15 protein-coding genes and 5 tRNA genes are annotated in these 14,788 nt (G+C 44.4%); 3 read left to right on the plus strand and 17 right to left on the minus strand.

Translation table 11 applies throughout. The features are described from left to right. Nucleotides 1-30: 30 nt before the first annotated feature. The 4 genes from M1E06_RS20550 to M1E06_RS20565 all read right to left on the minus strand — a co-directional run bounded on the left by M1E06_RS20550 (nt 31) and on the right by M1E06_RS20565 (nt 3,064). Nucleotides 31-609 carry a GNAT family N-acetyltransferase gene (locus M1E06_RS20550; protein ID WP_020449931.1) on the minus strand — a complete coding sequence of 193 codons (579 nt, stop codon included), beginning with the start codon at nt 607-609 and terminating at the stop codon, nt 31-33. A gap of 6 nt (nt 610-615) precedes the next feature. Continuing rightward, the gene (locus M1E06_RS20555) at nt 616-1,233 is read right to left on the minus strand and encodes a TetR family transcriptional regulator (protein ID WP_020449930.1); all 618 of its coding nucleotides are present in this window, start codon (nt 1,231-1,233) and stop codon (nt 616-618) included. Between the two features lie 204 nt (nt 1,234-1,437). Beyond that, nucleotides 1,438-2,619 carry an MFS transporter gene (locus M1E06_RS20560; RefSeq protein WP_020449929.1) on the minus strand — a complete coding sequence of 394 codons (1,182 nt, stop codon included), beginning with the start codon at nt 2,617-2,619 and terminating at the stop codon, nt 1,438-1,440. 142 nt (nt 2,620-2,761) lie between these two features. Then, entirely contained in the window at nt 2,762-3,064 is a 303-nt protein-coding gene (locus M1E06_RS20565; protein WP_041817139.1) for an ArsR/SmtB family transcription factor, read from the minus strand. A gap of 190 nt (nt 3,065-3,254) precedes the next feature. On the opposite strand from M1E06_RS20565, the gene M1E06_RS20570 reads away from it, so the two are divergent. The 3 genes from M1E06_RS20570 to M1E06_RS20580 are packed head-to-tail and all read left to right on the plus strand — an operon-like array spanning nt 3,255 to nt 5,102. Next, on the plus strand, nt 3,255-3,632 hold the full coding sequence (locus M1E06_RS20570; RefSeq protein WP_216904302.1) for a GntR family transcriptional regulator: 378 nt from the start codon (nt 3,255-3,257) through the stop codon (nt 3,630-3,632). Next, complete coding sequence (locus M1E06_RS20575) at nt 3,632-4,513, plus strand: ABC transporter ATP-binding protein (RefSeq protein ID WP_023857689.1); 882 nt, start codon at nt 3,632-3,634, stop codon at nt 4,511-4,513. Before M1E06_RS20570 ends, M1E06_RS20575 begins: the two co-directional genes overlap by 1 nt. Further along, nucleotides 4,494-5,102 carry an ABC-2 transporter permease gene (locus M1E06_RS20580; RefSeq protein WP_023857688.1) on the plus strand — a complete coding sequence of 203 codons (609 nt, stop codon included), beginning with the start codon at nt 4,494-4,496 and terminating at the stop codon, nt 5,100-5,102. Before M1E06_RS20575 ends, M1E06_RS20580 begins: the two co-directional genes overlap by 20 nt. Nucleotides 5,103-5,362: 260 nt before the next feature. On the opposite strand, the gene M1E06_RS20585 is transcribed toward M1E06_RS20580, so the two are convergent. The 13 genes from M1E06_RS20585 to M1E06_RS20645 form a co-directional block, all read right to left on the minus strand. Further along, complete coding sequence (locus M1E06_RS20585) at nt 5,363-5,539, minus strand: hypothetical protein (protein WP_238405970.1); 177 nt, start codon at nt 5,537-5,539, stop codon at nt 5,363-5,365. 149 nt (nt 5,540-5,688) lie between these two features. Then, nucleotides 5,689-7,491: a glutamine--fructose-6-phosphate transaminase (isomerizing) gene (gene glmS / locus M1E06_RS20590; protein WP_023857686.1), complete on the minus strand. Its 1,803-nt coding sequence runs from the start codon at nt 7,489-7,491 to the stop codon at nt 5,689-5,691. Between the two features lie 441 nt (nt 7,492-7,932). After that, nucleotides 7,933-9,279 carry a phosphoglucosamine mutase gene (gene glmM / locus M1E06_RS20595; protein ID WP_023857685.1) on the minus strand — a complete coding sequence of 449 codons (1,347 nt, stop codon included), beginning with the start codon at nt 9,277-9,279 and terminating at the stop codon, nt 7,933-7,935. Between the two features lie 20 nt (nt 9,280-9,299). Beyond that, on the minus strand, nt 9,300-10,616 hold the full coding sequence (locus M1E06_RS20600) for a CdaR family protein (RefSeq protein WP_025810877.1): 1,317 nt from the start codon (nt 10,614-10,616) through the stop codon (nt 9,300-9,302). Next, nucleotides 10,609-11,430, minus strand: a complete 822-nt coding sequence (cdaA, locus tag M1E06_RS20605) for a diadenylate cyclase CdaA (RefSeq protein WP_003178443.1) — start codon at nt 11,428-11,430, stop codon at nt 10,609-10,611. The genes M1E06_RS20600 and cdaA overlap by 8 nt, the downstream gene beginning before the upstream one ends. Before the next feature lie 165 nt (nt 11,431-11,595). Beyond that, a complete protein-coding gene (gene rsiW / locus M1E06_RS20610) occupies nt 11,596-12,216 on the minus strand; it encodes an anti-sigma-W factor RsiW (protein WP_023857683.1) in 621 nt (206 codons plus the stop codon). 13 nt (nt 12,217-12,229) lie between these two features. Continuing rightward, entirely contained in the window at nt 12,230-12,793 is a 564-nt protein-coding gene (sigW, locus tag M1E06_RS20615; RefSeq protein ID WP_003178438.1) for an RNA polymerase sigma factor SigW, read from the minus strand. 223 nt (nt 12,794-13,016) lie between these two features. Next, nucleotides 13,017-13,931: an arginase gene (gene rocF / locus M1E06_RS20620; RefSeq protein WP_035337454.1), complete on the minus strand. Its 915-nt coding sequence runs from the start codon at nt 13,929-13,931 to the stop codon at nt 13,017-13,019. A gap of 125 nt (nt 13,932-14,056) precedes the next feature. Next, nucleotides 14,057-14,128, minus strand: a tRNA-Gln gene (locus M1E06_RS20625). 4 nt (nt 14,129-14,132) lie between these two features. Continuing rightward, nucleotides 14,133-14,217: transfer RNA gene (locus M1E06_RS20630), tRNA-Tyr, on the minus strand. Nucleotides 14,218-14,225: 8 nt separating this feature from the next. Next, nucleotides 14,226-14,298 (minus strand) — tRNA-Thr (locus M1E06_RS20635). A 59-nt stretch (nt 14,299-14,357) separates the two neighbouring features. Beyond that, nucleotides 14,358-14,433, minus strand: a tRNA-Val gene (locus tag M1E06_RS20640). Nucleotides 14,434-14,597: 164 nt separating this feature from the next. Then, nucleotides 14,598-14,672: transfer RNA gene (locus M1E06_RS20645), tRNA-Glu, on the minus strand. Nucleotides 14,673-14,788: the final 116 nt, after the last annotated feature.

Consider the following 14,788-nt stretch of genomic DNA (forward strand, 5'->3'; position numbering starts at 1 on the left):
TTCTGGATATAAAAATTCCCCTTTGGCTGCCTACACCAAAGGGGCTTTCTCATTTTTACTGGTCTGACTATCCATGTTGTTTAAATATTCACTTTGCAACTGACCCATATGCACAATATCATGCCATACCCCTTCCCTGAAAAGCGCCTCCCGGCTGATTCCCTCATGGCTAAATCCTAGTTTCTCATATAAACGAATCGCTTTTTTATTGAATGAAAACACTCTAAGATAAACCCGGTGCAGATTCATTTCTAAAAATGCGTAGTTCAACAGCAAGGTCAAAGCTTCTCTTCCGTAGCCTTTACCCCAAAAATTCTTCTCTCCAATGTCGATAATACATTCAGCATTTCTGTTCTTATGATCAATATTTATTAATGATGTAATGCCAATCGTTTTTTCATTTACCCTCTCGAGAATCATATAGCTTTTGGCTGTGTTGGAGCCCAGAATCACTTGTTCAATAAAGTCTCTCGTTGCTTCAATGGAATAGATATCTAAAAAAGGATTTGTATTTCGCATCACTTCTATATCATTTCTCCATATATGATAAAGCTCTGCATCCTCTACCGTAACTTTTCTCAGCCTAACTTTGGAAGATTCGAATAGCATGACGATTCACTCCTTTTCCAGCGGGTTAATCATTTGTTCAAGAGAAAAAAGCAATACAGACAGTTGCTCCTTTACTTTTGTTTTTTCATTCCCCAATTGAAAGGTATCCAGCATTAAACCGTTAATGAACGAAATGAGGTATCGCGAAATCAATGATGGGGGCAGCTTAGGTTGACATTCACCCAGTTCCGCCCCTTTATGAATAGCTTCTTCAACAGCATCAGCTGTTTGCTGATAGCGTTCAGATATGTAAGGAAAATCACCTTTATTTTTCATAAACTTTGACGATAAGAAAAATTCGGCCCTAGCAAATATTAACGATTGATCGACTGCTTCAATTTGAGTCTGCATCTCTCCAATCCAGCGTTTAAATGCCGGCCACAACGGACCCTCATCTAAAAACAGATCAATTTGATCCTTATCGTCTAATTTAAGAACTTCCATAAAAATATGGTCAATATTATCAAAGTAATTATAAAGGGTTCCTCTGGAAACATTGGCCTCATCCATAATATCCTGCATCGTAGTGTGAATATAGCCGTTTTTTGTAAATACTTTTGTTGCCGCTTTTAAAAGTGTTCTTTTCTTTTCCTCCCTATATTCTTCATCGACTTTCGGAGCCATAAAGATGTCACCTTCCTTTTAGAACACAAACAAAAACTATACACATGTGTCATTTTTATATTCCAATTATAAATGACACGAGTGTATAGTTTCAACCTTAAAATTGAGAATGTTACGGCCTTAGCTTGGAAGAACATTCTTTACCCTATGTGTGTTAATACCCTCAACTAAACCATGGAACCTTCAAAGCTGATCAAGGCATCGTTATTGATTTATTTCTTTTAAATTCGAAGCCCTTTGATTAGCATGCGAACTGAAAGTCACCAAAACAACAACAATCGCAATCGTAACCTCCAGTGCCCCAAACCATGTAATAGAAGCCAGCGATATTTTTTCTACAAAAATCCCTCCGATTCCTGCACCTGCGGCCATGGCGAATTGCATCATCGATTGATTGATGCCGAGCAATACACCTGACAATTCCGGTTCGAGCGTCGCTAAGTGATATTGCTGTGTCGGGCCGGTAGACCATGCGGCAAACGACCATAATATGAGAATCAACAGTACTCCGACATAGGAATGGGTGACAAGCGACAGCAAAATCAGTGCGATGATATGCAGTGTCATCCCGCCAACGAGTGTAAAGGGAACGCCCCATTTATCGGTACTATATCCGCCAAACTTCGATCCAACCAAGCTGGCGATTCCAAATATAAGCAAAAAGCCGCTAAGCAAATTGCCGCTTATCCCTGAAACGGTCAGAAGGTAAGGAGACAAATAAGTATATGCAACGGAATATCCTCCGAGCCAGAAAAAAGTGACCGATAACCCCATTGCTACTTTCCGGTTCTTTAAAAGAGAAAGCTGTTGAAGCAAAGGAACGGGCTTATCGCCTTCAGTATGCGGCAAGATTAAGAATATAACAATCATTGCGATGAATCCCAATAAAGCAATTCCTCCAAATACAGACTTCCAGCCTAAAGCTTCTGCAGTCATTCTTCCGAGTGGTACACCTATGATCAAAGAAGCGGTAAACCCCATGACCACTGTAGCAATTGCACTGCCCTGCTTACCCGCCGGTGCGATTTTGGCGGCAATCGTTAATGCCGTGACCACAACCATGCCTGCCCCCAATGCCATAATGACCCGCGCTGCAACAAACCAGCCATAGCCAGGCAGGGTAAAGGCCAGAATATTTCCTATCACAAACAAACCGAGAGCATACATCATTAACTTGCGCCTATCCATACTTGCCGTCAACGCCATGAGAACCGGTGTGAAAACTGCATACACAAGTGAAAAGATCGTAATCAGCTGGCCCGCGGCAGCTAAAGTTATCCCGAGTGTGTGGGCGATCTGATCCAAAATCCCGGAAATAATATACTCTGAGGTCCCTACCAAAAAACTGATGATCGCTAAAATATAAATTTTCCAAGCACTAAACATAATCGTTCGCTCCTTCATCGCTTTATATATTTACATATCAAGAAATAACGATATGTAAATCAAAAAAATAAACACATCGGAATATGTCGATATGTATGGCGTAAAAATAAACACCTCTTGATGATGTTTATTTTTTGAATGCTCATATCTCTGTTTTAAGAAAGTCAGCAAGCTTTCTGATGGCCTCTTCGTCTCTTTTGTAGTACGTATACTTTCCGATTCGTTCCGCCTTAATCAAGCCGGCTCTTAAAAGAATGGCGAGATATTGGGAAGCCGTCGATTGCGTCATTTTCAATTTGTCTGTAATTTGGCTGACACATACCCCGATTGTGTTCATATCAATCCCTTCATGGGGTTCAAAATGACGATCAGGCTCCTTCAGCCATTGCAAAATTTGCAGCCTTGATTCATTTGATAAAGCTTTGAAAATTTCAATAGGTTCCATACCAATCATTATATCTTCATATCGCAAATTGTCAATATGTATGGTGCCCTTTTATCCTTCATATCATTTCCTGGCTGACAGTTCACTCCCGTTATTCAAAGAGTACATAAAAAAATCGTTGCCATTCAGTCAATCTTTGTGTATATTGTACATATTGTATATATTGTGTATAACCAAAAGAGGTTTTGAAATGAAAATTATAATTTCGAATAGTTCAAAGCAACCCATTTATGAACAAATTTACACCCAAATTAAAGATCATATTCTTGCGAATGAATTGAAACCGGGACAGCCGCTGCCTTCTATGCGCCAATTGGCAAAAGATCTAAATGTCAGCCTTATTACGTCAAAGCGCGCCTATGAAGAACTTGAGAAGAATGCCTTCATTTATTCCGTAGTCGGGAAAGGCTCTTTTGTATCAGATCAGAATAACGAAATGATGAAAGAAGGAAAAATGAAAGCAATTGAAGAGCAGTTGACAGCAGCGATAAAAAACAGCAAAGACATTGGCGTTCCCCTTACAGAATTAAAAGATTTGCTTACCATTTTATATCAGGAGGAAGAATGATGGACAATGTAATTGAACTCCGGCATGTTCATAAATCGTTCGATGGTTTTCAACTAAAGGACTTTTCAATGAATGTAAAAAAAGGTTTTGTCACCGGATTTATCGGCGGAAATGGCGTGGGGAAATCGACAACGATTAAACTGATCATGAACTTATTGCAGCCTGACAGCGGAACGATTACGGTATTTGGCTTGAATTACAAGGAGCATGAGAAAGAAATCAAACAACGAATTGGCTTTGTATTTGATTCGAACATATTTTATGAACATTTAACATTGACTGAAATGAAAGATATTGTGAAAAGATCCTATGTCAATTGGGATGAACAAGTATTCAATGATTATGTGAACACATTTAACTTGCCGCTCACTAAAAAAATCAAGACGTTCTCAAAAGGGATGATGATGAAAGCATCATTAGCCGTCGCTTTGTCCCATCATGCGGAACTAATTATTATGGATGAACCGACGGCCGGACTGGACCCGATTTTCCGCCGTGAGCTGTTGGAAATCTTGCATCAGCTCATGCAAGATGGGGATAAAACGATCTTTTTTTCAACTCATATAACAACTGATTTAGATAAGATTGCAGATTATATCACGTTCATTCATAAAGGAGAGCATATCTTTACAAAGGACTTTTACGAGATTGAAGAACAATATGCAATTGTAAAAGGCGGCATGGAGTTGTTGGACCGGGAAACCGAACAGGAGTTTATAGCGGTTCGAAAATCAACTCATGGATTTGAAGCATTGACTGCGAATAAATCACGAACAGAAAACATTTTTGGGGATATGGTGTTAATTGAAAAACCGACTCTGGAAGATATTATGTTTTATACGAAGAAAGGAGCTAAAGAGCATGTTCAACTTAATACGTAAGGACATTGTCTTGCAGAAAAAAACATTGGCAGTTTTATTTTTGGGGTTATGTGTTTATTTAACATTAGATGCTTCCCCCATCTGGGTTGGAATTGCATTTAGTATTGCTATTTTTATGAATACCATGTCAATAGATGAAAAGTCTTCTATACATATGCTTCTCAATTCTTTGCCTTATACACGAAAGGAAATTGTCAGTTCAAAGTATATTGTCGTCGTTCTCTTTACATCTATGGTGGCTGCAGCCATATTGATCGTAAACTTTATCATTCACCGGGAACTTACGATCTGGAAAGACATTTTGCTAATGGTCGCCATTGTGATGACAGCTGCTTCATTCATGCTGCCATTCTGTTATAAATTCAAAAGTAACTATTTGTTGATTGCTTCTATTGTTGCATTTGGCTTGTATATGCTAACGGTTAATTTTGTTGTCCAAAATTTGAACGATCAAATTAGAGAGTTGATTCACATGCTGCTATCCTTACAAAATGCTCTGCTGTATCTGATCGTTGCCATATCAATTATTACGCTATACGGGTGTTCATGGCTTCTGTCGATTCGGATTTATAGAAATAAGGTGTTTTAGGCTTTTTCTTTCATCGACACCGCTTCATATTCACCTGGGGATAAAAAACTGCACCGTCACACTTTTCGTCAGGTTGTTACGGTGCAGCGTATGATGGCGATGATGCAGACCAAAGCTGCTTGCAACCGCCTATTCCTGCTCAATAAACGAATACTTTTCTGGATCGGCCAATACATAAAAAAGTCCGAAGAACATCTTCCATCCACGAACCGGACTTCCGCATCTAAACTTTAAAGCTTCTCCTTCATCTAACGTAAACCTCAAAGCTTGGCAATTTTCACTTGGATCTCATGTTCGCCAGGCTCCAAATCAATTCGCAGCCTCCCGCCATCTTTGATTTTCCCAGCCTCGACACCATCAATCAGCACTGAGAATTTTCTCATTTTATTCATAAGCTGCGATGTTCTGTTGACTTCAATGTACGTCTCGTTGTTCATGGTTACACATCCTTTCAATTATAATCTAGCGCACTTTCAGACTACCAGAGTTCGATTTTTGATAAGACTTATTTCTCTTTCAAACACAAAAATACCCCTCCAGATCATCCAATCCAAGAGGGGTACAAACTATTATTTCAAACGTCGCCTTACTCCACCGTCACACTCTTCGCCAAGTTCCGTGGCTTATCAACGTCACAGCCGCGGTGCAGCGCTGCGTAGTATGCGATCAGCTGCAGCGGGATGACGGAGACGAGCGGTGCGAGCTCCGGATGCACTTCAGGCAGGACGAAGCGGTCGTCTGCTTCTTCCAGGCCTTTCAAGGAGATCACGCAAGGGTTGGCGCCGCGGGCTGTCACTTCTTTGACATTTCCACGGATGCTTAAATTGACGTGCTCCTGTGTCGCAAGGGCAATGACTGGTGTGCCGTCTTCGATCAATGCGATTGTACCGTGCTTCAATTCACCGCCGGCGAAGCCTTCAGCTTGAATGTAAGAAATTTCTTTCAGCTTCAGGGATCCTTCGAGGCAGACGAAATAGTCGAGACCGCGGCCGATAAAGAAAGCATTGCGTGTTACTGTCAAGTATTCACGTGCGATCATTTCCATTTCGTCTTTCTGGTCGCAAAGGGCTTCCATCGCGTTTCCGATGATGCCGAGCTCTTTAACAAGATCAAAACCAAGTGCTTTTCCGCGGGTTTCCGCAGTCACAGCTGCCAAAATAGCAAGAACTGCGATTTGCGCCGTATATGCTTTTGTTGACGCTACTGCGATTTCCGGGCCGGCATTCAGTAAAAGCGTATAGTCCGCTTCACGGGAAAGCGTGGATCCCGGTACGTTGGTCAATGTCAGCGCTTTGTGTCCGAGCTTTTTCACCTGTACGAGAACCGCGCGGCTGTCAGCCGTTTCTCCGCTTTGAGAAATAAAGATAAACAGCGGCTTCTCGGAAAGCAATGGCATATTGTAAGAGAATTCACTTGCGACATGGACTTCAGCCGGAACTTTCGCCCATGTTTCGATAAATTGCTTGCCGACAAGACCGGCATGATAGCTCGTTCCGCAGGCGATGATATAGACGCGATCCGCTTCTGCAACAGCATTTGCAATGTCTCCAGGAATGGAAAGCTTGCCGTTTTCATCTTGGTACGTCTGAATGATTTTCCGCATGACAAGCGGCTGTTCATCGATTTCTTTTAACATGTAGTGAGGGTATGTGCCTTTTTCGATATCGCTCGCATCAAGCTCTGCAATATATGAGGCACGTGACATCAATTCTCCGTCAAGGTTTTTGATCACAACTTTTTTGTCTGTGACAATCACCATTTCTTTATCCATAAGCTCCACGTATTCGTTTGTCACTTGAAGCATCGCCATCGCGTCAGACGCGATCACATTGAAATTGTCTCCAAGGCCGACAAGAAGCGGGCTTTTATTTTTCGCAACATAGATTGTTTCTTTGTTTTCATGATCGAATAATGCAATCGCATAAGAGCCTTTGAGCAGCATAAGCGTTTGGCGGAACGCTTCTTCCGTGTCAAGACCGTTATTGACGAATTGCTCGATCACTTGAACGACAACCTCTGTATCCGTATCACTTTTAAGGGTTACATCTTGTAAATATTCGCGCGTCAGCTGAACATAGTTTTCGATGACGCCGTTATGAACAAGTGTAAATCGGCCTGATGCGCTTTGATGCGGGTGAGCGTTTAGACGGCTCGGTTCCCCGTGAGTCGCCCAGCGTGTGTGTCCGATTCCCGCTTGCGATATCACATTTGCATCAACGACTTCGCGAAGATCGGCAATCCGTCCTTTTTCTTTAAACACGTGTACGCCGTCTTCGTTCGCTACAGCGATTCCAGCTGAATCGTAGCCGCGATACTCCAGCTTTTCCAAACCTTTAAGTAAAATTTCCTTTGCATCAAGCTGGCCAATATAACCTACAATACCACACATAATTTTCTTCCTCCTAAAGTCGTAGGCAGGAGACGAAGAAAGTCTGCTTATCAGGCGGGGACATTCTTCGTCCCCTCCTACATGTTTTTTATGGAAGATCATGCGATTTCCCTTTGTTCAAAGAGTCGCCTCTTTGGTTTGAGGAAATCCTTGCGGCTGTGATCTTGTGGTCAGCCGGGAGGCATCCGCCGAAAATTCGATAAACCTCCATCCTCGTCAACTAAGCTGTTTCATCCGCACGCTTAGTCCGGGCGCTATAACTATAAAAAATGGTTCTGCCCTGCCTTTCCTTTTAAATTAAACAAGACAAGCTGATTTTACTATACACTAAAGGAACCGTCAAACATTTTTCAAAATGGTTCACATTTTTTCCAAGATTGAACGGTTCCCTTTATCTTATGTCAAATCAGCATGTCTCGTTCGTCAGTCTTCTGCGGAAAATCACTCCGCTCCCATTTCAGCTTTCACGACATCTGCAATGCGGCCTACGTATTTCTCGCAAAGCTCCTTCGTTTTCGCCTCAGCCATAACACGGACAAGCGGCTCGGTGCCGGACGGGCGCACAAGGATGCGGCCGTCACCGTTCATTTCCTTCTCAACCTCTTCGATGACCGCTTTTACCTTTTCGTTCTCCGCTACTTTATGTTTATCGGTTACTTTCACGTTCAAGAGGAGCTGCGGAAACTTCTGCATCTCTGCCGCAAGCTCTGACAAAGACTTACCTGTCATTTTGATCGTGTTCATCAGCATGATCGCAGAAAGCAGTCCGTCGCCTGTCGTATTGTAATCAAGGAAAATCAGATGTCCCGACTGTTCTCCGCCGAAAGTAAACCCGTCCTTTTTCATCGCTTCCACTACATAGCGGTCGCCGACAGCTGTCTGAACGCTTTTAATGCCTTCCGCTTCAAGCGCTTTGTAAAAGCCGAGGTTGCTCATCACCGTAGAGACAACTGTATTGTCCGCCAGGCGCCCCTCGCTCTTCAAGTACTTCGAACATATGTACATGATTTGATCGCCGTCTACGATATTCCCCTTTTCGTCAACAGCGATCAAGCGGTCGCCATCCCCGTCAAACGCCATGCCGACGTCAGCTCCCTTTTCTTTCACAAATTCGGCCAGGGCTTCAGGGTGGGTCGAGCCGACTCCGTCATTGATGTTTAATCCGTTCGGAGAAGTTCCCATCGTCGATACATCTGCGTCAAGATCGGCAAACAGGTGGGTCGCCAGCGAAGATGTCGCCCCGTGCGCACAGTCAAGCGCGACATGAATGCCTGTGAAGTCTTCATCAGCAGACTGCTTAAGAAACTGCAAATATTTCTGTCCGCCTTCAAAGTAGTCGTTCACCATACCCAGATCAGCGCCTACAGGCCTTGGCAGGTGATCTTCAGGCTGATCCATCAGACGCTCGATTTCAAGCTCCTGCTCATCGGAAAGCTTAAATCCGTCGCCGCCGAAAAACTTAATTCCATTGTCCTCGACAGGGTTGTGGGAAGCTGAAATCATTACACCCGCTTCCGCGTCCATAGCCTTCGTCAAATATGCGACGCCGGGCGTCGAAATCACACCGAGACGCATGACTTCTGCTCCTATCGAAAGAAGGCCCGCAACAAGGGCACCTTCCAGCATATGCCCGGAAATGCGCGTATCACGGCCGATCAGCACCTTGGGGCGCTCCTTATCTTTTGTTAGGACATATCCGCCAAAGCGTCCGACTTTAAAGGCCAGCTCGGGTGTAAGTTCACTGTTTGCCACGCCTCTTACACCGTCTGTACCAAAATACTTGCCCATTAATATCGCTCCTTTTTGATTCATGAAGGTTGTGAATCCTTTTCAGAATGATTCTCTTCTTCTTCATTCTGACCATTATTTTTTTCGTTTTGGGTTGTTTGAGATGAGATTTTCACTCGAATGCTCTGCCGCGGCAGCGACCATGTCATGTTCTGCGGTCCGTTTACTTCCAGCTTCACGTTATGCTCGCCGTCATCGAGATCCGCCACATTGACATAGAGCTCGACGTCGGAAGGCTGGAGTTTTTCGATCGCGGCTGTCGAGCCCTTTGCCGTGATATCCAGCTTGCCTGACTTCGGATCGAGAAATTCAAGATCCCGGCTGTCATTCAGCCCCGCGGTTTTAATTGAAACGTTCTTCAGTTTTTTCTCTTCTTCCTTGTCAACTTTCACCTTGATTTTCACTTTTTCGGGTGACACTTTTTTAGCGCCGTCCGGCACTTTAATGTTGGCTTCCAACTCAGTGTCATCTTTCATTTTACTTAAATCAACCTCATCAGCCTCGACAAATTCTAACGAATCAAGAACATTTTGCGGCCCGTAGACGGTTACCTCTCCCGGACTGATATCGAGGCTGGAAATGCTGATACCGTCCGGAAGGCTCCCTTTCCGGTCAACTTTGACGGGAATCTTTTTGCTAGGGCTTGTCACGGGAACGGTGATTTTAACGACGGATGGACTGACTTCAACCGGAAGAACATTTCCGTCCCTGTCGTACACTGTTAGCTTGGCTTCTTTTTCAACCGTCTGGTCGACGCCCTCTAAATTGATCGTCGCCTTGATGTTTTGGATTCTGTCGATCACGGCTTTTGAGCCGGTGACGCTGACGTTTTTCGGGTTGATAATCGGCAGCTCCGGCGTGTAGCCGTCTTTCATTTTGTTTTTATTATAAAAATCAACCTCGACCGGGAATTCCTTCGTCGTTTTTTCTTCGATGGTCACGGTTGTCACCGATGGATTGATGGTCAGAGTGAGGCCTTCGGCAACATTTCTGGCCTTCAGCTCAACTTTGTGCCTGCCTGTTTTCAGATGCTGCATATCGGCATAAATCTCAAAATCCTTCACTTGTCTGACCTTCTTGACGGTTCCTGTCGGGCCTTTAATCGTGACATTCACCGTCTGCGGCACGCCTGTTACGACGTAGTTTTCATCATCATAAAACGATTTGACCGGTATATCGGTGAGCGTCGCTTCGTCTGTCGTCGATGTCGGGAAAAACGATTCACCTGGTTTCTTCGGAGTCGGCGCTTGAGCGCTGTGGACCGCAAAGTAAAGAAGAAACGCGAATAATAATGCGACTACTTTGACAGCCCAGGGATTGTTTAAGAACTTATCCATTTTTCTTCGCCCTCCAATACCAGCGATTTGAGGAAGTTTCTCGCGAATTTTTCTTGAATTCCGCTTCAAGCATGTTTTTCAATGCCTCTTCCGATAAATCACGGTGAAGGTCTCCGTTTTTGGCGACGCTGATGCCGCCCGTTTCTTCGGATACGACAACCGTCAGACTGTCGGTCACTTCACTGATTCCCACTGCTGCTCTGTGCCTCGTCCCAAGCTCTTTTGAAATAAAAGGGCTTTCAGAAAGCGGAAGGTAGCAGGCGGCTGCAGCAACCTCATCATTTTTCATAATTACGGCGCCGTCATGAAGCGGTGTATTCGGAATAAAGATGTTGATCAATAGCTCAGAGCTGACCTTTGCATTTAAAGGGATCCCCGTTTCTATGTAATCGCCCATTCCCGTCTCCCGTTCAATCGTCAGAAGCGCGCCAATCCGGCGTTTCGCCATATATTTAATCGCTTTTGTAATCGCATCAATCGTTTTCTGCTGCTGCTCTTCCTCAGGTGTTCCGCTCCTCGAAAAAAAGCGCCCCCGCCCCAGCTGTTCCAGCGCTCTCCTCAATTCAGGCTGGAAGATGATAATGATCGCCAGGAACCCCCATGTGATCGCCTGGTCAACCAGCCACTGCAGGGTGCTTAATCCTAAATATTGACTGGCCAGCCTGACGAGAACAATGACCACGATTCCCTTTAAAAGCTGAACCGCCTTTGTCCCGCGGATGACCATCATTAATTTATATATTACGTACCAAACAAGGAGAATATCAACGGCATCGCCGAGGTACTGCAAGAAAGGGATATCCTCAAAAGCCATTTCCTCGTCCTCCAAGAATTCAGTCATTAGTAAGGTTAATATGTTTCAAAATGGTATGATCTATTATTTTTACATATACAGACGCTATTATAGCACAAATTGATTTTCCAAGTGAAATGGCGGCCCCTCATAAAAAAAGAGCAAAGCTCATTCGCCCGCTTTGCTCTACTCTTTAGACTCCTTCATGTCAAAAACCGATTTTCCGGTCGATTTAATCTTATACCACATCCAGTCGAACACTTCGTTGATCTCATGGATCTGACCAGTGACTTGTCCTGCTGAAGCCGTATATTTTTCGCCATTAACAATCGTGACATCGCCGTCGACTTTGCCTTCTATAATCAGCTTTCCGTTTTTCACGGTCACATCGCCTTTGACAACTTTGCCTTCAGGTACGATGACCGTGTTGTTTTTCACTACGAGATTGGGCTGGCTGGATACGCTGAAATCCTGATCGTTTTTCCAGCTGGAGAAAAAGCTGCCGCCCATCAAAATGATAAACAAAGCTGCCGCCACTAAAAACGGATGAGCTTTAAGCCACCTGTTGATCGATGCCGTTCGCTTTTCCTTCGGCAGATTCGCCAGCACATCGGCTGTAAAGTTCGCCGGAGCTGTAAGATGTGACGTGCTCTGGACAAGAGCGATGGATTTTTCCATTTCATGAAGGTGCTTTTTGCAGTCTTCGCATGATTGGAGGTGCTCTTTTAATTGCGATTCATCTTCCGGTAGTATGTCTCCGTCAAGGTATTTATGCATAAGCTGAACAATATGCTCCGGACAGCTCATTTCATCACCCCACTTAAAGATCCCTTAATTGTTTTCTGAGAGCCTCTCTGCCCCTGTGTATCCTCGTTTTCACCGTACCTACGGGAATATTAAGGATTTCACTGATCTCAATGAGTGAGAGCTCATCAATGTACTTTAATACGATGACCGTCCTGTATTTATCGGGAAGCCTTAAGATTTTTTCCTGGATGGTGCTGTGCAGCTCCAAAGAAACCACTTCATCCTCTGGAAGCGCAACATCCGCCGCAACCTGGGAATACATCGTCAGTCCTTCAGTCCCCGCCACCTCTGCATCCAAGTAATAGTCCGGCTTTTTTTTACGGATACGATCGATGGTCAAATTGGTTGCGATTCGATAAAGCCATGTGGAAAATTTCCGGTTGATATCAAAACTGTCGATATTCACGTATGCTCTGATAAACGCTTCCTGCGCAATATCTTCCGCCTCATGCGCATTGCCGAGCATACGGTAGCAAAGCTGATAAATTTTGTCTTTGTAAATATCCACGATGTCTGCAAATGCATTACGATCGCCTTTTTTCACCTGTTTGATTCTTTTTTTAATCATTGTTTCCATATTTATCTAACCTCTGCCTTCACCGGTCTTTATGTATACGAATTGATTTTTATTAGGTTTCATTAAATTCATAAAAATAGTTTATCAAATTTTTGGCAGGGTGTAGATGCTTTGACAGGGATCATGCGCTTAATATTAGCTTAAAATTATTATACAATCTAAATATTATGAAACTGAGACTTTTTTATAAAAAAAGCAGCCTAAGGCCGCTCTTCAACCGCACCTAAAGCAGCTTTTCGCCAAACAGCGACCCCATTAAGGCGACTGCCGCTTCAGCCGTCCTGTTTTTCTCATCCAATATCGGGTTGACTTCGACAAACTCAGCGGACGTAATCAGCTTCGATTCTTCCAGCATTTCCATCGCCAGGTGGCTTTCCCTGTAGCTGATGCCTCCCGCTACCGGGGTTCCGACACCCGGGGCATCGTTCGGATCAAGCGCGTCTAAATCGAGTGACAGATGGACACCGTCCGTTCTGCCGCGCAAATAGTCTATCGTTTCTTCCATCACCCTCGTCATACCGAGGCGGTCGATTTCATGCATTGTATACACTTTGATCCCTTTGTCGCGAATCAATTCTTTTTCCCCGTCATCAAGTGACCTCGCACCGATGATGACGATGTTCTCCGCTTTAATTTTCGTTTCTTTTCCATAGATGCCTGTCAGCCCTTCATGGCCGATCCCCAGGCTGATGGCGAGCGGCATGCCGTGAATATTGCCTGAATGAGACGTTTCTTTCGTATTTAAATCAGCATGGGCATCATACCAGATCACACCCAGGTTTTGATAATGCTTCACAAGGCCGGCCAGCGTTCCGATCGCTATGCTGTGGTCACCGCCCAGCACGAGCGGAAAAGCACCTGAAGCCACGATCTTATCAACGGTCTCAGCAAGTTTTGCACTCGCTTTTGTAATCGCTTTCAAGTTTCTCAGCTCTTCAGATGCCGGCTCCCCGCCTTCTTTCTCATCCTCTCTTTGCCCGATTGTCATATCGCCGAGGTCTTCAATATCCTGACAAAGGCTTTCCAACCGTTCATTAACACCGGCACAGCGAATCGCGCTCGGTCCCATATCGACTCCCCGCCTCAGCTGACCGAGATCCATCGGTACGCCGATCATTGAAATCTGCTGTTTTAACATATGATATCCCCCTTTCAGACCTTCATTGTACCTTCCAATTCGGAATTGACTCAACAAGACATTTTTTTGAATAGTTATACAAAAAAGACAAAATAAAAAGGACATCCTGTTAGGATGTCCAAAAACTGGGCTAGCTGGATTCGAACCAGCGCATGACGGAGTCAAAGTCCGTTGCCTTACCGCTTGGCTATAGCCCAATAATGGTGGAGGGGGACGGATTCGAACCGCCGAACCCTGAGGGAGCGGATTTACAGTCCGCCGCGTTTAGCCACTTCGCTACCCCTCCAAAAACAGTGCCGGCCAGAGGACTTGAACCCCCAACCTACTGATTACAAGTCAGTTGCTCTACCAATTGAGCTAGACCGGCATGATACGGTATCTTATGCAGTTACCGGCGCGGTTGTGACAAAAACCGATCCAGAAAAATGGTGGAGGATGACGGGATCGAACCGCCGACCCTCTGCTTGTAAGGCAGATGCTCTCCCAGCTGAGCTAATCCTCCGCAGTACAGGACGTACAAGTGCATGCGTTGCAACAGGACGTTGCGATCTTAGCATGCCTTCCTTGCCGTTAAAGTACAAGTGCGCGTTGCAACAGGACGTTGCGACCTTAGCATGCCTTCCTTTTAAAAATTCCGGCATTCGCAGCGTGCTGTCCAAAAAAGAATGGTGACCCGTACGGGATTCGAACCCGTGTTACCGCCGTGAAAGGGCGGTGTCTTAACCACTTGACCAACGGGCCATCATCGTGTTTCAAGCAGCTCTCGTAAAGCTGACAAAAGTTATTATATACAGGTTCCTCCCCATTTGTAAAGGGGTAAATTAAAATTTTTATTTTCAAATTTTTTATTCATAAAC

Source organism: Bacillus sp. AK124, assembly GCF_053903085.1.